Source organism: Arthrobacter sp. NicSoilB4 (genome assembly GCF_019977335.1).
Classification (GTDB): Bacteria; Actinomycetota; Actinomycetes; order Actinomycetales; family Micrococcaceae; genus Arthrobacter.
The window spans coordinates 1,326,991-1,344,204 of record NZ_AP024653.1 but is presented as its reverse complement, the minus strand read 5'-3'; the positions used below and the strand labels follow the sequence as shown (position 1 = coordinate 1,344,204).

Annotated in this window: 20 protein-coding genes; 8 read left to right on the top strand and 12 right to left on the bottom strand. The window is 67.2% G+C overall.

The window, feature by feature from the left end:
• Positions 1-178: 178 nt before the first annotated feature.
• A complete protein-coding gene (locus LDO13_RS05990; protein ID WP_224049114.1) occupies positions 179-601 on the top strand; it encodes a hypothetical protein in 423 nt (140 codons plus the stop codon).
• Here LDO13_RS05990 and LDO13_RS05985 read toward each other — a convergent pair.
• A complete protein-coding gene (locus LDO13_RS05985) occupies positions 598-987 on the bottom strand; it encodes a hypothetical protein (protein ID WP_224049113.1) in 390 nt (129 codons plus the stop codon). The two genes, LDO13_RS05990 and LDO13_RS05985, sit on opposite strands and share 4 nt — an antisense overlap.
• A gap of 109 nt (positions 988-1,096) precedes the next feature.
• Entirely contained in the window at positions 1,097-2,185 is a 1,089-nt protein-coding gene (locus LDO13_RS05980; RefSeq protein ID WP_224049112.1) for a GNAT family N-acetyltransferase, read from the bottom strand.
• A gap of 114 nt (positions 2,186-2,299) precedes the next feature.
• Between LDO13_RS05980 and LDO13_RS05975 the strand changes: the two genes are divergently transcribed.
• Entirely contained in the window at positions 2,300-2,725 is a 426-nt protein-coding gene (locus tag LDO13_RS05975) for a GNAT family N-acetyltransferase (RefSeq protein WP_224049111.1), read from the top strand.
• Positions 2,726-2,820: 95 nt separating this feature from the next.
• Positions 2,821-3,288, top strand: a complete 468-nt coding sequence (locus LDO13_RS05970; protein WP_224049110.1) for a hypothetical protein — start codon at positions 2,821-2,823, stop codon at positions 3,286-3,288.
• A 21-nt stretch (positions 3,289-3,309) separates the two neighbouring features.
• Here the strand turns inward: LDO13_RS05970 and LDO13_RS05965 are convergent, their stop codons facing one another.
• Positions 3,310-5,001 carry an HNH endonuclease signature motif containing protein gene (locus LDO13_RS05965; RefSeq protein ID WP_224049109.1) on the bottom strand — a complete coding sequence of 564 codons (1,692 nt, stop codon included), beginning with the start codon at positions 4,999-5,001 and terminating at the stop codon, positions 3,310-3,312.
• 529 nt (positions 5,002-5,530) lie between these two features.
• Here LDO13_RS05965 and LDO13_RS05960 point away from each other — a divergent pair.
• Positions 5,531-6,016, top strand: coding sequence for an NUDIX hydrolase (locus LDO13_RS05960; protein ID WP_224049689.1), 486 nt, complete (start codon positions 5,531-5,533; stop codon positions 6,014-6,016).
• Between the two features lie 72 nt (positions 6,017-6,088).
• Positions 6,089-6,526, top strand: a complete 438-nt coding sequence (locus LDO13_RS05955; protein ID WP_224049108.1) for a VOC family protein — start codon at positions 6,089-6,091, stop codon at positions 6,524-6,526.
• On the opposite strand, the gene LDO13_RS05950 is transcribed toward LDO13_RS05955, so the two are convergent.
• The 3 genes from LDO13_RS05950 to truB are packed head-to-tail and all read right to left on the bottom strand — an operon-like array spanning position 6,523 to position 8,400.
• Complete coding sequence (locus LDO13_RS05950; RefSeq protein WP_346347032.1) at positions 6,523-7,077, bottom strand: hypothetical protein; 555 nt, start codon at positions 7,075-7,077, stop codon at positions 6,523-6,525. The two genes, LDO13_RS05955 and LDO13_RS05950, sit on opposite strands and share 4 nt — an antisense overlap.
• A gap of 1 nt (position 7,078) precedes the next feature.
• Complete coding sequence (locus LDO13_RS05945; RefSeq protein ID WP_224049107.1) at positions 7,079-7,432, bottom strand: hypothetical protein; 354 nt, start codon at positions 7,430-7,432, stop codon at positions 7,079-7,081.
• A complete protein-coding gene (truB, locus tag LDO13_RS05940) occupies positions 7,432-8,400 on the bottom strand; it encodes a tRNA pseudouridine(55) synthase TruB (protein ID WP_224049106.1) in 969 nt (322 codons plus the stop codon). The genes LDO13_RS05945 and truB overlap by 1 nt, the downstream gene beginning before the upstream one ends.
• Before the next feature lie 95 nt (positions 8,401-8,495).
• Between truB and LDO13_RS05935 the strand changes: the two genes are divergently transcribed.
• Both LDO13_RS05935 and LDO13_RS05930 read left to right on the top strand, forming a co-directional pair.
• Positions 8,496-9,653 carry a pyridoxal phosphate-dependent aminotransferase gene (locus LDO13_RS05935; RefSeq protein WP_224049105.1) on the top strand — a complete coding sequence of 386 codons (1,158 nt, stop codon included), beginning with the start codon at positions 8,496-8,498 and terminating at the stop codon, positions 9,651-9,653.
• 157 nt (positions 9,654-9,810) lie between these two features.
• Positions 9,811-10,020, top strand: a complete 210-nt coding sequence (locus LDO13_RS05930) for a hypothetical protein (protein ID WP_224049104.1) — start codon at positions 9,811-9,813, stop codon at positions 10,018-10,020.
• 89 nt (positions 10,021-10,109) lie between these two features.
• On the opposite strand, the gene LDO13_RS05925 is transcribed toward LDO13_RS05930, so the two are convergent.
• The 3 genes from LDO13_RS05925 to LDO13_RS05915 form a co-directional block, all read right to left on the bottom strand.
• Complete coding sequence (locus LDO13_RS05925; protein WP_224049103.1) at positions 10,110-10,469, bottom strand: CU044_2847 family protein; 360 nt, start codon at positions 10,467-10,469, stop codon at positions 10,110-10,112.
• Between the two features lie 28 nt (positions 10,470-10,497).
• Positions 10,498-10,935 carry a thioredoxin gene (gene trxA, locus LDO13_RS05920; RefSeq protein WP_224049102.1) on the bottom strand — a complete coding sequence of 146 codons (438 nt, stop codon included), beginning with the start codon at positions 10,933-10,935 and terminating at the stop codon, positions 10,498-10,500.
• Positions 10,936-11,038: 103 nt separating this feature from the next.
• Complete coding sequence (locus LDO13_RS05915) at positions 11,039-11,524, bottom strand: nucleoside deaminase (RefSeq protein ID WP_224049101.1); 486 nt, start codon at positions 11,522-11,524, stop codon at positions 11,039-11,041.
• 186 nt (positions 11,525-11,710) lie between these two features.
• Between LDO13_RS05915 and LDO13_RS05910 the strand changes: the two genes are divergently transcribed.
• Positions 11,711-12,838 (top strand): ScyD/ScyE family protein, encoded by a 1,128-nt coding sequence (locus tag LDO13_RS05910; protein WP_224049100.1) that lies wholly within the window; start codon positions 11,711-11,713, stop codon positions 12,836-12,838.
• Between the two features lie 90 nt (positions 12,839-12,928).
• On the opposite strand, the gene rbfA is transcribed toward LDO13_RS05910, so the two are convergent.
• From rbfA to LDO13_RS05895, 3 genes are all read right to left on the bottom strand, one after another.
• Positions 12,929-13,438 (bottom strand): 30S ribosome-binding factor RbfA, encoded by a 510-nt coding sequence (gene rbfA / locus LDO13_RS05905; protein WP_056432514.1) that lies wholly within the window; start codon positions 13,436-13,438, stop codon positions 12,929-12,931.
• Positions 13,439-13,713: 275 nt separating this feature from the next.
• On the bottom strand, positions 13,714-16,611 hold the full coding sequence (gene infB / locus LDO13_RS05900) for a translation initiation factor IF-2 (RefSeq protein ID WP_224049099.1): 2,898 nt from the start codon (positions 16,609-16,611) through the stop codon (positions 13,714-13,716).
• Positions 16,612-16,763: 152 nt separating this feature from the next.
• Entirely contained in the window at positions 16,764-17,096 is a 333-nt protein-coding gene (locus tag LDO13_RS05895) for a YlxR family protein (RefSeq protein ID WP_224049098.1), read from the bottom strand.
• Positions 17,097-17,214: the final 118 nt, after the last annotated feature.

The following is a 17,214-nucleotide window of genomic DNA, read 5'->3' as shown; positions in this document are numbered from 1 at the left end:
CGGGGTCGCGGTCGCGGCGGTCGGTTGCGGCGGTCACTGGCCCGAGTCGCGGTCACCGGCCGGTCCCTGACCCGGGTCTCGGTTTCCTGCGCAAGTTCCGTGAGGTGACGGGGCTGGTAGGGTCATCCCATCCGCGCCGGGGGTCTCCGGCCGCGAACAAATGTTGGGGGACATCATCTTGGGATACAAAGCTGAAGCACGGCGCCTGGCCGCCGTTTGTATGATTCTCGCGGCTGGGGTGTCGCTGAGCGCCTGCGGCGGCGAGGCGAAAGCAGCCGGAACTCCAGCGGCGCCCCTGACGGCGTCGGCGGAATCGTCAGTGAGCGGCTACGAAGGATGGTGGAACTCCACGCCCGCCGACGGCAAGACGGCGGGGCTCCCCCAGGAAGCAGTGGCAGTCAACACCCGGACGAATACGGTGGTGGACGCCTTCAGCCGGAGGATCAACGACGCCGGGAGGGCCACCCTGATCACGGACGTCCCGTACACCGTGGTTCCCGACCCTTCCTGGCCCGCGGACTCCGTGATCATCATCGACACGGCCACCAACAAGGTGATCGAGGACTTCCGCGTCGATCTCGACGGCAACCCGCTGCGCTAGTTGGACCGGGCCGCCTCCGGCGCAGCGTCGGGGATGAAGCGCGCAGCGCCGGGGCCGTTCCCCGCAGTGGTGCCGCCGGCCCGGTAGTTGCGCCAGTGCAGGAGCACAGCGGCCAGAATCAGTGGCACGTGGATGCCCGGGAGATTCTTTGCAAACCACCGCGGCAGATAGATGTCGGTGACAGAGCCGGTCTGGTCGCCCAGGTCCTTGGCCACGGCGGTCAGCGGGCAATGAAACCCGTTGGCGGCAAAGACCAGGGTTTCCGCCGTCACGACGCCGGCTGCCAGGCCCACTGTCCTGTCCGTCCGTCCGCGGGCACCGGCGTAGAGGACGTAGACCATGCAGGCTTCAATGGTGAACCATGCGAACGTATGGAAAGCTTTCACGGCCCTTAGCAGGGAAGCACGTTCAGCCTCCCGCAGGCCGCGCCCAGCTTTGAGTCCAGTCATGGATCCAGCCATGGTTCCAGCGTAGCCGCCGTCCGTCGTCGTGCGGTCAGAGGCTTTCGGCCTGCCCGGCGCTCGTGGACTTGGCGGGCAACTGCGCCGGCAGCTGCGCGAGCCACTCGTCGAGCTGCCGGGGATGGCGGAACAGGATCGTGGGCGGCATACTGGCATCGGTCTGGAGGCCCCGCATGACCTGCCGCTTCCTTGTGAACGACCGGAAATGCCAGCGGATAATCGAGTCGTCGACGAAGAGTCGGGCCAGCGTTTCGTGATTGCCGTTGCAGACGGGTTCGCGGGTCCAAGACCGCCGGAGCGAGCGGCGGACCAGCCTGGCCAGCGAGAGCCAGCGCGGATAGTCCAGTCCGACGACGAGCTCCGCCCGTGGCAGCACAACGTCCCGCCAGACCCCGTAGGCGCTGTCCAGCACCCAGCGGTCCTGGTCTGCAATTGTGGCGGCGATGTCCCGCTGCTCCTCGACAGTGCGCTGCTGCCACCCGGGCAGCCAGCCGATGTCATCGTCCGCCGAGAACTCGGGCAGCCCCGTGGCCTGCGCGTAGGCGCGGGCGGCGGACGACTTGCCGCTGCCTGTCACCCCGTAGAACAGGACCCGGGAGGGTCCCCCCTCGATTGGTGTGGGGGCAGTCGAAGCGTCAACGGCTGCATGGGCGGGAAGTTCTTTGCGGTACATGTGAGTCGTTTCCGTGGCAGTAGATGAGTTGCCGGCTGCATCAGGGAATCCGTACGAGTAAGTCGAGACGTCACCGGTGGTCCGGTAGCCAAGTTCTTCGTAGAGTTCCCTTGCTGCTGTGTTTCCGGGTTCAACACCGAGGATGATCCCGCTGTGGCCAGCCAGCCTGGCACGTTCCTCCAGCCAGAGGCAGAGCGCCCGGCCTATCCCCGCTCCCCTGCTTCCGGGATAAACGAAGAGATGCTTGAGCTCAGGGACGGGCCCGGCACGAAAATCCAGCACCGCCCCGCCGTGCGGGGTGACTCCGGTCCACGCCGTGGCATAGATCAGGTCCCCAGCAGTCTGACGGTCCAAGAGGCCTGCGGCGATCCCCGAGCCCGGAGGTTCGTGCAGGCCCAGCGCGGCAAGATCGCCCGCCGTGCACGGGCGGACGCTCACGGATATGTTCATGGTTAATTCCCCCTGGATTTGACGCCACACTGGCCCGGCCCGTTTGGCGCATCGGCGATACGCTAGCACTTCCCGCCCCAACTGTTGGGAACGCCTGTGTGCGACACTGTTCCGATGCCAGAGTTCACGGTCCTTGCCGGCGCACCTGATTGCGACTCCGAGGTGCTGGCGCTGTACGAGTCCGTGGGCTGGACCGCCTACACCCGGGAACCCGATGTCCTCGCCAGCGCCATCCGCGGCTCGTCCTTCGTTGTCACGGCCCGGGCTGCCGGCGGCGAGCTGGTTGGGCTGGCCCGCGCCGTCTCTGACGACGCGACCATCTGCTACGTACAGGACATCCTGGTGGATCCGGCCTTCCAGAAATCGGGTGCCGGCCGTGCGCTGCTCGAAGCCGTGCAGAAACGCTACGGGCATGTCCGGCAGATGGTCCTGATCACCGACAACGAACCGGGACAGCGCGCCTTCTATGAGGCCCTGGGCTTCACCGAAGGCTCCGACTTCCGTCCCGAACCTCTGAGGGTCTTTGCCCAGTTCCGCTAATCCGGGTTGAGGCCGCCGGCAGGCACTTTTCCCCTCCCGTGCACAAAACAGGTCTCCCCATAGACCGCGGTTTCCCCGGCGGATATGTTCTGAGCATGCGTAGACCTTTGCAGGCGGCGCTCGCGGGGCTCCTGGCGTGCGGATTGGCGAGTGGTTGCACCCTGCTGCCCCCTGCAACCTCCGACGTTTGTGTCGATTGGATCCGCTTCGAGACGCCCCAGGACCAGTTCGACCACGCGGTCCTCGTGCTGATCGGCAAGCCCGTCCGAGTGGATGACGAGACACTCATGTACGGCTACAAGGCGAAGGTCCATCTTGTAGAGATCGAGACTGTCCTAAAGGGCGATCCGGGCCCAGCACCGCTCCGCGTCGCGTCCACGCCGGCGACGTGCTCCGCCGGCGTCTCCTATCCGGACGGTGATCCGCTTGAGCAGAGCCAGCGAATGCTCATCTTTGCCAACAAGCAGGAAGGCGGTTGGTCCACCCAAACGCCCGCACAGGGTGCAGTTCCGTTCGAAACCGGCGCGCCGCTCCCCTTTGGGACCGCTGCTCCGAAGGGCTGATTGGGCTCCAGTCCGGCGGTCTCACTCAAGCCTGAAGTAGCGGTTTCGCCGCGGACGCTGGTTTGGGTCCAGATGCGGTGGCGGGATAAACCACGGAACACCGCTTCGCATCTGAATGCTCCACTGTTCCTTGTGTATCAAGTGATGGTGATGCGAACAGAGCAAGGCTCCGTTCCCGGTGCCGGTATTCCCGCCGCGGGACCAGTACCGGATGTGGTGGGCCTCGCACCAGGGCGCCGGAATAGTGCAATGGGGAAAGGCGCAGCCCCCGTCCCTGGCGGTGATGGCCTTGCGGATGTGTGGCGGGAAAACCCGCGAGGCTCGGCCGATGTCGAGGATCCGGCCTTGTCCACCCAGCACAATCGGGATGATATCGGCGTCGCAGGCGATTTTTCGAACGGTCGAGGCCGTGACTGGGCCGGTGAACATCAGCGTCCCCGCGTTGGAGCCAGGGCCGCGGGGTTTCGCGTCGGCGCCTTCGACCCGCTCCAGCAGGTCACGGTAGTCAACGGTGACCATGACCTGCGGGCGCAGCCCACCCGCAGCGGGCAGCCTCCCGGCGGCGAGTGCTGCCTTGCAGGCACCGACGAGGCCGTCGAGAAGCCGCTGCGGCCGCGTGCGCTGATCCAGCCGTTCCGTTGCGGCCGCCTCGTCTGCGTCACAGCCCTCCGAGTTACAGCCGTCCGCACCGCCGTCGCTGGCGGCACCGGGCACGGTAGCACCGGCAACGTCCGCGCCTGTGATCGCATCGGATGCGACGCCGGCCCGCGGGTTAGTGGCAGTATTCATGACCGTGATCAAGTGTTCGAACTGATCGCTCGTGGCGAAGATTTCCAGATGTTGCAGTCCGCGGTGGGCCCGCCGTATGAAAGCGCCCTGCCGCTGGCGCAATTCCTGCTCGCCGGGTTCCTCGCCGTCCTGCTCCAAGGCGTCCGCCCAGCGTTTGGCGATCCGGGTCAGGAAGTCCTGGTCGTTCTCTGCTGCTGTCCGGGCCAGGGCATGTTCCATCCGTGCGGCATCCTCGGGTGGGGACACGTGCCGGACCCGCTCGAGGGACAGGCAGATAATCGACGCCGCACGGGAGGCGATGTCTCCGGCGGCGACACCCGCGGCGAGCTCCTCCTTCGCGGCCGGCAGGGGCTGGCCCGACAGACCTGTGCGCGGCAGAACGTCCGCGGCGAGGGCAAGCCGGCGTCGAGCTTCCACCGCACTGATCCTCAGCCTGGCCCGCAGGAATTCTGCGGTGGTCCGGTACCCGTCGTCCACCCACTCCGGCGAACGATTTATGTCTCCCGGCTCGTTCCACGTCCGGTCCGGCGCGAATCCCGCAGGCCCACCCGGCCCGGTGTGCCAGCCCGTCAACCGGCCGGCGGGCGCGTCAGAACCAAACTTCGCAGCTGCGGTCCCCGCTCCGGATGATGACTGGCTCCGGGTCCGGTCGACCGCCCCCGCGGCAACAAGCTGCAAGTAGTCGACCACCCGCGAAAGCTCCTCCACGCGGCCTGCGAAGTCCGAGGCTCCCGTCATCCCGAACAGCGCTGCATCCGGCACGGCCGTCCCAGAACAGGAGCGCAGCAGGGCAAGCGCCGCCTCCACAGCACAGTGCGCGTCAACCGCCTCGCCTGGAACAGGTGACGGCCGGGGAATTGCCAGGAGCATCCCGCCGCCAGGCCGGGTGGCCTGTGGCTGGATGACATCTTCACTGGCTGTCATGGCCGAATCCTTCCTTGAAGCTAGCGTTCCGGGGGCCAGGACTTGCGGGATCTCCCATAGAAAATTCGCGTCTAGAGAGGCTGTCATCACCGGGCCCAAGTGAGTGATCCGCTCCCTGGCTGCTGGGCGCTACTCCCAATGATTCCCGATTCCGGCGTGGGCGGCTGGAGTTAACTCCCCTATGTGGATAACTGAACGGGTGGACCGGGAGTTTCCATTGGCGAACTCCAACTACAGCGGCAGCCGGGGTATCAACGGCGTTGGGCTGGCTTCAACGCCGACCATCGCACGACGAAGGCAAGAATCCGCCCGCTACTAGCGAACGGATCATGCCGCGCCCACACGGCGCGCGGCCCGTTTGACGGCCAGTCCCGCGGGGTCACACTTCTCCAAGGACGAGCAGTGCCCGTGGCAAACTGAGGGCATGGACAGCTCTGTTGCCCCGACTTCCAGCGCGGCGCTCCCCGACGACGCACGCCCCCAAACCTCTCGGCCCGGCGAGGCTCATTCCACCGAGCTTCCTTTCGAGCTGCGCCGTCCCCTCGGTCCCCGTGATCCCGGTGATGCCTGGGTTGAGGGCGACCGCGGACGGTTCTGGGGGCGCTTTGGCTCGGCAGGGCTGCTGGTTCACGACCCAAAGAAGGGCATCCTGTTGCAGCACCGCGCCCTGTGGAGCGATCAGGGCGGCACCTGGGGACTCCCCGGCGGTGCCCTGCACCAGGGCGAAGAAGCCGTCCACGGCGCCTTGCGGGAGGCGAAGGAAGAAGCTGCCGTCCCGCCGGAAAACGTCCAGGTCCTCTTCACCTCGGTGTTCGACGTCGGTTACTGGACCTACACGACTGTCGCCGTCGAGGTTGTGGAAGCGTTCGACCCGGAAATCAGCGACCCGGAAAGCCTGGAGCTGCGGTGGGTGCCGGTGGAACACGTCGGCGACAAGGAGCTGCATCCCGGGTTCGGGGCTGCCTGGCCGGGCCTTCGCCGCAGGCTCACTGGGCTCGACGCCGGGACGGACTGAGCCCCGCCGCGCGGCCGCCGGCAAGCAAAACCGGGCATTCCGCACCGGAACAATCAGGCCTAGGGTTCCGGTATGACTACCGACAACGAAACCCCGCCTCCCGTCCGGCAACTAAGACTCGTCGTCGAAACAGAGGACTACGACGCCGCAGCGACCTTCTACCGGGATGTCCTCGGACTCGTGGAGCGTGAGGTGGTCCCCAGCGAGGGGGACGCACGCATCACGATCCTGGAAGCGGGCCGGGCCACCCTGGAACTCTCCAACCCGGCGCAGGTCAGGTACATCGACCAGGTGGAAGCCGACGGCCAGCCGAGCGCCCGGATCCGGGTCGCCTTTGATGTTGGCGACGCGGAATCAGCGGCACGAGACCTCGCGGACGCAGGCGGGACACTCATCGCCGAACCACGGGAAACACCGTGGCGCTCGCTGAACGCACGGCTGAACGGCCCGGCCGGACTCCAAATCACGCTGTTCCAGGAACTGGACCAGCCCGCGGACGAGGACGCTTAGGCCTGCTTCGGCGCGGGACGGCGGCGGTACAGCCAGATCAGGCCCAGGATCGGCAGCAACAGCGGGATGAACGCATAGCCGCGGCCGAACAGGGACCAGACGGTCTCATGCGGGAAGTTCACGGAATCGAACACGCTCAGCGCCCCGACCACCAGGACGCCCACGAGTTCCACGAGCACAGCCGCGACGGACACCTTGAACCAGGTGCGTCCGGACTTCGCCAGGGACACTGTCGCCACGAGATAGACGACGGCGGCGAACGCCGACAGCAGGTAGGCCAGTGGGGCTTCCGAGAACTTGGTGAGGATCTGGTATCCCGCCCGGGCTGTCGCCGAAATCGCGAACACGGCGTAGACGGCGATCAGGAGCCGGCCGGGGCCGGTGTTGCGCGTGTCCGTTGCCGCCCGACTGGAACCGGCGGTGCCGGGACCCGGGCTGCCGGAGCCGGCAGCATTGGAGCCGGCCGGGGCAGCGTCCGCCGGGACCGCTCCCGGCGTCGTTCCGGTGTCCTCGTGCGAAGGTTTCGCCGTCACGTTCTTTGCCTCTTCCATGTCAATACCAAATCTGATTCATTCGGGCCGCCATCACCAGGGCGGTGACGCCGACGGCGGCCAGCACGAAGTTGCTCCACCGGGTGCGTTCCAGGATGGCCCAGTACACCGCCCCGACCGGCAGCAGGAGTGCCGTCAACAGGTAGCCCCAGAACTCCCACGGCTCGCCCGCGATCTGCTCCCCGGCCGCGACCCGGACAATCGAACCGACCAGGTACACCAGCAGGGACAGTTCGACGGCGGCCACCGAGAGGATTGTTGTGTCATTCGGGGCCTTCTTGAGGATGCCCGCGATGAGACAGATGACGGTGGAGACCAGCCCAACTACCAGGATGATGTAAAAATACGCGTCCACTACTGCCCGGCCTGCTGTTCCGCCGTCGGCTGTTTCGGAGCGCGCTTCTCGTTGTCCGGCGCGAAGACCAGCACCGGCTTGGCGTAGCTGCCCTTGTCAGCGAGCAGCGCCACGAGTGTGCCGTCAGGGGCGAAGGCCGCGGCGGGTTTCTCCGGAGTGGCTGCATCCGGCGTCCCCGCGGCCACGCCCGCGGCGATCCGGCGGCCGAAGGAAATCTCCGTGGTCTCTTCATCGCTGAGTTCACGGTTGGGCATCAGTGCCCGTGCGGCCTGGGACATCTCCAGCACGTCCAGCTCCTCGGCAAGCTGTTCGAGGGTGTGCGCCTGGTCCAGCGTGTAGGGGCCCACCTGGGTCCGGCGCAGCGCCGTCAGGTGGCCGCCGACGCCGAGCGCCTCGCCAAGGTCGCGGGCCAGCGCCCGGATGTACGTGCCCGAGGAGCACTCCACCGTGACATCAACATCGAGGACATCCACGTCCAGGGCCTCGCCGCCGCGCGCCGGACGGAGTCCGTGCACCTCGAAGCGGTGGATGGTGACCGGCCGGGCGGCCAGCTTGACCTCTTCGCCGGACCGGACGCGGGCGTAGGCGCGTTCGCCGTTGACCTTGATGGCGCTGACGCTGCTGGGAACCTGTTCGATCTCCCCGGTCAGGGCCGCGACGCCGGTGCGCACCGCTTCCTCGGTGACCGAGGCGGCGCTGCGGGTGGCTGTGACCTCGCCCTCGGCGTCGTCGGTGACAGTTGATTCGCCCAGGCGGATGGTGGCCGTGTAGGTCTTAGAGGTGCCGACGATGTAAGTGAGCAGCCGGGTGGCCTTGTTGATGCCGACCACCAGGACGCCCGTGGCCATGGGATCCAGAGTTCCGGCGTGGCCCACCTTTCGGGTACCGGCGAGCCGCCGCATCCGTCCAACCACATCGTGGCTGGTCCAGCCTTGCGGCTTGTCCACTATTACCAGTCCAGAAAGCACGCTTCCCAGTATATCTGCGCCGGAGCCGCCCCTTGCGCCGGGAGCAGCGCACGTCCCCCGGGGCACCGCTGACCGCGGCGGCTAGGATGGCAGACATGCCCGAGCTTGCCGCCCACGTCCGCGACGTCCCCATCAACCAGATCCGCGAGATCACCGAAGCCGCCTGGGGAACGCCCGGCGCCATCGTCCTGAGCATCGGGGAACCGGGCTTCGCGGTCCCCCGCCACATCCTCGAGGCCGGGATGGCCTGCCTGCACCGCGACGAAACGAACTACACCCCCAACGCCGGCATCCCGGCCCTGCGCGAGGCGTTCGCGGCAAGGTTCCGCGAACACAACGCGACGCCGGTCGGAGCGGACCGCGTGTACGTCGTCGACGGCGCCCAGCAGGGCCTGCACTTCGCGATGAGCCTCCTGCTCTCCCCGGGCGACGAAATCCTGATCCCCAATCCGGGCTATCCCACGTTCGCCATGACCAGCAGCCTGCTGCACGCCGTCCCCGTGCAGTACCCGCTGTACCCGGACCACGACTTCCAACCCCGGATCTCGGACATCGAGGAGCTCATCACGCCGCGGACCAAGGTGCTGATCCTCAACTCGCCGTCCAACCCGCTGGGTGCCGTGCTGGGTGAGGAGCTCACCCGCAGCCTCGTGGAACTGGCGGTCCGGCACGATCTGTGGATCATTTCCGACGAATGCTACGAGGCGTTCACGTACGACGTACCGCATGTGAGCCCGGCCCGCTTCGACAGCGACGTCCCGGGCGAGGCCCGCGTGTTCACCTCCCTGACCCTGTCCAAAACCTACGGCCTGACCGGCCTGCGCATCGGTGCCCTGATCTGCCCGCCCGGCCTGGAGCAGAAGATGAACAACGTGATGGAGGCGATTGTCTCCTGTGTCGCGTCGCCTTCGCAGTACGCGGCGCTGGCCGCACTCACCGGCCCGCAGGACTATGTCAGCCACGCCCACGGGCACTACCGGGCCAACCGGGACGCGGCCTCGGCGGTGTTGGAGTCCAAGGGGATCCCGTTCCTCACGGCGCAGGGTGCCTTTTACCTTTGGGCTGATGTGTCCCACGTCAGCGGCGGGGACGTCCGCTCCTGGGTCCGCCGCTTCCTCGCCGATTCCGGCGTGGCTTTCGCCCCCGGCACGGCCTTCGGCTCGATCGGCGAGGGCTGGATCCGGATTGCGTTGTGCAGCAGCCAGGCTGAGCTGGTGGAGGGCCTCGGCCGGCTCCCCGCCCGGGTGGGCTGAGACGCTGGGACCAGCGGGCCCCAGTCCCCTACCGCGGGGAGCCTGCAGCGCCTACCCTGAGCGCAACGCGTGCTCTTCGCGCGCCGTCCCGGAAAGTGCGGGGACGCGCAGGGACTTGCGGGGACTGGAGTTTCCGGGTTCGGTCAGGGAGGTCTACATGTGGTGGCAGGACTTGTTGTGGGGTATCTGGAACGGGCTTACGGCATGGATCGTGCTGATCGCCCACGTCTTCGGGCAGTGGAGCGAGTTCCCGTTCTACAACTCGGCCCGCGCGGGAAACTGGTATGACTTCGGCTTCCTGCTGGGGGTGGGCTCGCCCTTCCTGGGTGGCCTGGGCGCCCGGGGAGCGCGAAGCAAGAGCCGCTGACGGCACGGCCACCCGGCGTTCCGCGCGGCCGCCCAGTCCGGGTTCCCGCCCAGGCGGTGCAGCCGCCCAGTCGGCGCGGCGGGCATTGCTCACAGCATGATTTCTTCCTCCGGCGCCACATGCGCCACGTGTGCCGCCGCGGGCGCGTGCGAGAACGACATCGTCACGACGAAGTGGCCCTCGGAGCAGTTCTGCGCGATGATCGCCCCCGCCTCACCGGCCAACTTCACGCCGAACTGAAGTTCCAGGCGCTCCGCGCCGACTTCCTTCAGGACTTCCGCCGCCGCGTGCGCGGCCGGCCGGATGGCGGAGAGGGCATCTTCAAGCCGCCGCCCGGCGTCCGTGATCCCCTGTTCGTTCCGTGCGGGCCGTTCGACGCCGAAGCTGTTGTCCGCAGCCTCGACCAGCACGGTCCCGGAACCCACTTCGTAGCGCAGTATTTCCGTCATTGCTTCCTCCATCTCGCCGTTGGGACGGTCACGGGCGGCCCGGCGCCAGCGCGCCGTCGAGCCATTGGCGCAGGGCTGCCGCCGGCGGAGCACCCGTCTGGCGGGCCACAACTTTGCCGTCCCTGATCAGCAGCATGGTCGGAATGGCCTGGATGTCGAAGCGCTGTGAGAGCGACGGTGACTTGTCGACGTCGACCTTGACAAGCTTGACCCGGCCGGCGCGCTCCTGGGCGAGCTTGTCGAGAACGGGGCTGACCATGCGGCACGGCCCGCACCAGGCCGCCCAGAAGTCGATCAGGGCCGGCGTCGAGGACTGCTCGGCAACGACGGCAAAGTCGGCGTCGCCTGCCTCGACGATCCAGGGCAGGTCGTTGCGGCAGTTGCCGCAGCGCGGGTGGCCGGCTGCCGCCGCGGGAATCCGGTTGGTCTTCCCGCAATGGGGGCACTTCACCAGGCTGGAGCCCACGGCCCGCCGCCTTCCCGAGTCCCCGCAGTCATGGTTCCATGGGACGCCCCGGCGCGGAGCGGGCATAGAGTCCAAAGTCCCCCGGACCGCCCCCGACGCCGCCTCAGTACTCGGTGCGGTCCGGGTTGTCGCGCCACGCCTGGAACGGAACGTCCGACGCCGGGACAGCTGTTTGGAGCACCGGCATGAGTTCGGGCCGGGTCCCGCCGAAATACTCGTAGAAGAGCGCGTCGTCAAAGCCGGCGGCAGCGGCCGCGTGGCGGTCCGCGGCGAAATGGACGCTGCCCACACGGGCCCAGAGGGCAGCGGCGAGGCACAGCGGGCACGGTTCACAGCTGGCATAGAGCACTGCGCCGCTGAGATCGAAGTTGGCGGAGGCAGCGGCGGCCGTCCGGATGGCCACCACTTCGGCGTGCGCCGTGGGATCGTTGTCCCGCGTGACCCGGTTGACGCCCTCATGGACCCGCCCGTCGGCGGTGACCACCAGCGCCCCGAACGGCCCGCCGCCCGCAGCCACACTCCCGGCGGCGAGCCGGATCGCCTGATCCAGGAAGCGGCTGATGTCCCGAGCTGACGGTGGCGTGAGCATGCTCCGATCATAGCCAGCAACGCCGCCCGCTGCGGAGGTTCAGTGTTTGCCGCGAAGCATCGACTTTGCTGCTCCGACGGCCTAGTATCCGCTATGGAGGCCGCCGTGAAATCTCCGGCCGCCATGACACCGGTCTCATTGGTCTCAACGATGTGGATATTTCATCACTCTGCACGGGAGCCAACCATGAGAAAGAGATTGTCCTTGCTAGCCACGGCCGCCACGGCAGCTGTGCTTTTCACCACCGGGACGGCCGCCGGCGCGGCGCCCGGCAAGGTGGCTGGCGGTAACGCCGGCGAAAAGGAACCCGTTGTGCTCACCGGCAAGCTCGTGGGTCCGCTGCATCTGAGCGCCGGGCGCCACGGCTCCGTCACTGTGAGCGAGTCCTTCGCAGGCCGGCTGACCCGGGTCGACTCCGCGGGGAACCACGAAGTCCTCTACGAAACACCTGACTGGAGCGTTGCGGGCAACGCCCAGCGGGACGGGACGACGTATTTCCTGGAGAGCCAGGGCGCCGGACCGGACCCCGCCGAGCTGGCCGGCCACGTCCGCATCATCGACGAAGAAGGCAGCCAACGGACCCTGGGCGACTTTGCCGCTTTGGAGACAGAGGACAACGCCGACGGGACAATCGTCTACGGGTTCCGGGACCTGCCTGAAGGTTGCGCGGCGCAGCTGCCCGCCAATATGCCCGAGACCTACAACGGTGAAATTGATTCGCACCCGTACGGCATCGCCCTCACCGAGGAGACTCTCTACGTCGCGGATGCCGGGGCGAACAGCGTGGTGTCCGTTGACACCGGGAGCGGAAAGACCAGGACCGTCGCGGTGCTTCCGCCGCGGCCCTACAAGATCACCCCGGAAGCTGCCGCTTCCAACGGCCTGCCGGACTGCGTCGTGGGAACGACGTACGACTTCGAGCCCGTCCCGACCGATGTCGCCGTCGGCTCTGACGGCTGGCTCTACGTCACATTGCTCCCGGGCGGGCCTGAGGATCCGGCCCTCGGCGCCCGTGGGGCGATCTTCAAGGTGAGCCCGGACGGGGACGAGGTTGAACTCGTGGCCGAGGACATCATGTCGCCCACGGGACTCGCCCTGGACGACAACGGCGACCTGTATGTTGCCTCGCTTTTCGGCGACGGGGTTCTCAAGGTCGACCCGGATTCGGGCGAACAGACAGTGGTGCTCGCCTCCGGCTTCGCGGCCGACGTGGACCTCCGCGGCCACACGCTCTACGCCACGGTCAACGCACTGCCCGGACCCGGCGGACCGCCCGACGGCCAGGTCATGTACGTGGAGCTCAACGGCCACTGACGCATCCGTCCAGCCGTCAGACAGAAATGGCCGGTCCCCCCAACGGGGGCCGGCCATTTCCTGGTCGCAGAATCCTTCGATACTGCTGGACTACTTGTTGCTGTCCTCGTCGACGTCGTCTTCATCGATGAGGTCCAGGTCCTCTTCATCGAAGTCGTCCTCGTCGAGCTCCACGTCCTGCGGAGTGTCGCTCTTGTACGGGTCGGCGTCGCCGGCATGCTTGGCGCTGGCGGCGAGTGCGGCCACCTCGGCGTCGCGCTTCTTCGCGGCGCGGAGCAGTTCCTCGAGGTTCGAGGCGTTGACCGGGATCTGGTCCGCCACGAACTCCAGGGTCGGAGTCAGCCGCACGGTGATGTTCCGCCCGACTTCCTGACGCAGCACACCCTTGGCTTTCTCAAGCCCCTTGGCGGCCTCGGCCTGGACCAACTGGTCACCAAACACCGTGTAGTAGACCGTGGCGTGCTGAAGATCGTTGGTCACACGCGCATCGGTAACAGTGACGCCCTCAAGCCGCGGATCCTTAACCCTCCGGCCCAGCGCCTCAGCAACAACAACCTTAATCCGCTGCGCCAACTTGGCAGCCCGTGCGGGATCAGCCATTTCCACTCCTAAAAATTTGGATGTACGACGGCGCCTGTGAGGCGGGGTCGCTCGTTTCAGTTTTCTGCCACGCACTACGGCGAGTCAACGACGGACCCGTTGGGTTTTTTCCGGCGGCCAGGGAGTGGCATCGGGCCTGTCGGAGCCGGGCGGTTTGCGATCGAAGATCGAAAACCGTCCGGCGAAGGGGCGGGGCCGCCGGAAAAAATCCAACGGCCCCGCACCTTGGGGGGGCCGCCGGACAATTCCGACGGCCCCACCCGTGAAGCAACACCTTAGACGCGCGGCTTTTCGCGCATCTCGAAGGTCTCGATGATGTCACCTTCGTTGATGTCGTTGAACGAACCAAGACCGATACCACATTCGAAGTCCGTGCGGACCTCAGTGGCGTCGTCCTTGAAGCGCTTGAGCGTCTCAACGGAGAGGTTGTCACCGATGATCTTGCCGTCGCGGCTGATGCGGGCCTTGGCGTTGCGTCGGATAACACCCGAGCGCACGATCGAGCCTGCAATGTTACCGAACTTGGAGGAACGGAACACTTCGCGGACCTCGGCGGTGCCAAGCTGGTGCTCTTCGTACTCCGGCTTGAGCATGCCCTTGAGGGCTGCCTCAATGTCATCGATTGCTGCGTAGATGACGGAGTAGAAGCGCATGTCCACGCCTTCGCGGTCTGCCAGTTCGGCAACCCGCTCGGCGGGCTTGACGTTGAAGCCGATGATGACGGCACTGTCGACCGTTGCCAGGTTGACGTCGTTCTGCGTGATCGCACCGACACCGCGGTGGATAACGCGGAGCTGGACACCCTCGCCGACGTCGATCTTGAGCAGCGCGTCTTCGAGGGCTTCCACGGCACCGGACACGTCACCCTTGAGGATGAGGTTGAGGGTGTCGATCTTGCCATCGGCGACGGCCTGGTCGAAGTCTTCCAGGCTGATGCGCTTGCGGCGCTTGGCCAGGGCGGCGTTGCGGTCCGCAGCTTCACGCTTCTCGGCGATCTGGCGGGCGGTGCGCTCGTCAGCGGTCACGAAGAAGGTGTCGCCGGCGCGCGGGACGTTGGACAGACCCAGTACCTGCACGGGGCGGGACGGGCCGGCCTCGGTCAGGGCGCTGCCGTCGTCGTCGAACATCGCACGGACGCGGCCGTGGGCCGTGCCTGCCACGATGGTGTCGCCGACGTGCAGGGTGCCGGACTGAACCAGGACGGTGGCCACGGAACCGCGGCCCTTGTCCAGGTTGGCTTCAATCGCGATACCGCGGGCGTCCTTGTTCGGGTTGGCGCGCATGTCCAGGGCGGCGTCTGCGGTGAGCAGGACTGCCTCGAGCAGCTCGTCGATGTGCAGGTTCTGGCGGGCAGAGACCTCCACGAACATGGTGTCGCCACCGTACTCTTCCGGAACCAGTCCGTATTCGGTCAGCTGGCCGCGGACCTTCTCCGGGTTGGCGCCTTCCTTGTCGATCTTGTTCACGGCCACGACGATCGGCACGTTGGCCGCCTGGGCGTGGTTGAGGGCTTCAACGGTCTGCGGCATAACGCCGTCGTCCGCTGCGACCACGAGGATGGCGATGTCGGTGACCTTCGCACCACGGGCACGCATGGCGGTGAACGCCTCGTGGCCCGGAGTATCGATGAAGGTGATCTTGCGATCGGTGCCTTCGTGCTGGTGCGTGACCTGGTAAGCACCGATGTGCTGCGTGATGCCGCCGTGTTCGCCCGCCATAACGTCGGACTTGCGGATGGCATCGAGCAGGCGGGTCTTACCGTGGTCAACGTGACCCATGACGGTGACAACCGGAGGACGTGCTTCGAGATCCTCGTCGCCTTCGGCTTCCAGCTCGGCTTCGAAGTCGATGTCGAAGCCGGAGAGCAGCTCGCGCTCCTCATCCTCCGGGGACACGACCTGGAGCTTGTAACCAAGCTCCTCGCCGAGCAGGGCGAAGGTCTCTTCATCCAGCGACTGCGTGGCCGTAGCCATTTCGCCGAGGTGGAAGAGCACGGTCACCAGTGCGGCGGGGTTCGCCTCGATCTTGTCGGCAAAGTCCGTGATGGACGAGCCACGGCGAAGCCGAACTACGGTGTTGCCGTCGCCGCGGGGAACGCTGACGCCACCCAGCGACGGAGCACTCATCTGCTCGAGTTCCTGGCGCTTGGCACGCTTCGACTTGCGCTGCTTGCCACGGCCTGCGCCGCCCTTACCGAAAGCACCCTGGGTGCCACCGCGACCGCGGCCACCCTTGCCGAAGCCACCGCCGGCCGGAGCGCCGCCACCGGCACCGGGAGCACCGGTACCTGGAGCGCCACCCGGACGGCCCGGGCCGCGGGCTCCGCCGCCGGGACGGCCTGCACCAGCGGGTGCGGGACGTTCGGTGCGGTTAGGCATCATGCCGGGAGTCGGACGGTTTCCGCCGGCGCCTGCCGGACGGCCGGCACCAGCTGCGCCGGCCGGACGCGGAGCACCCGGGCGTGCACCCGGGGCGCCGCCGGTGCGGGGAGCACCCGGACGGGGACCGCCGGCGCCTGCTGCGGGACGCGGGCCGCCGGGGCGTTCGCCCTCGGTGCGGCTTCCGCCCGGACGCGGCATGCCCTGGGAAGGAGCGAACGGGTTGTTGCCCGGACGCGACGGACGTTCGTTGTCGCCGCCGCGGCCGCGGGGCATGCCCTGGGACGTGGCGAACGGGTTGTTGCCGGGACGGGGGCCGCCCGGGCGGGGTGCCGAGCCCTGGCGTGCCGGAGCAGCCGGGGTTTCAGCCTTGGGTGCCGGGCGTGCGCCGGGCTTGATGCCCGTCGACGGGGCCGCCGGAGCCTGGGCAGCGGGTGCTGCCGGGGCGGCGGAGGCTGCCGGGGCAGCAGCGGGTGCCGGAGCAGCTGCTGCCGGTGCCGGAGCTTCAGTCTTGGCTGCTGCAGCCGCCGGCGCTGTCGGGGCAGCCGGGGCCGGCGCGGGCGCCGGACGGGATGCCGAAGGGCTGGCGGGTGCCTTGGGGGCGGACGCGGGCGCTTCGGACTTCGAAGCTGCTGCTGCGTCGGGGTAGGCGTTGCGGAGTTTCCTCACAACGGGGGCCTCAATGGTGGAAGAGGCAGAGCGAACGAATTCGCCCAGTTCCTGCAGTTTGGTTACTGCATCTTTGGAAGTAATACCGAGCTCTTTAGCAAGCTCATGTACGCGGACCTTGGCCACATTTCTCCTGTCTCGGTCCGCACCGAGCCAGGCACGAACCGTCTACTTCTTACTGCGGACCTCCGCCGCGAGTGCAGCTGAAAGGTCCATTGCAGAGCGCAACAAAGTTGTCATCGTTGCGCACTCATCGCTGGGAACTCATCGGGTTTCCATCAGTTTTCTGACCCGCTTTCAGGTTGGACGGTTGTTGCTGCGGCCACCGGGGTGTCCACGGCTTGCGTGCCTGCCATGATCCGGCGCTCGACGTCGGCTGTTCCGGCAGCGCCGTTAAGGGCACGACCGAACGCTCGACGTTTGACCGCCAGTGCCAGGCACTTTTCGCTGGGGTGCAGCCATGCACCCCTGCCAGCCATCCGGCGTCGTTCATCCACTACGACGGCGGATGAACCGCTGCCGTCGGCGACGAGCCGGAGTAGCTCCGACCGCGACCCCTTTTTCCGGCATCCGATGCAGGTACGCTGCGGCTGATTCTCGAGGTGTTGCACGTGTGCCACTTACGAGTATCTTCCTGCCAGTACATATCTGCCGTCCCCGGGCTTCCGGGACTTGCCTGGCCAAGGCGTTGAGGACAACACCTTCGCCGGACTGGATCCCGGACGCGTT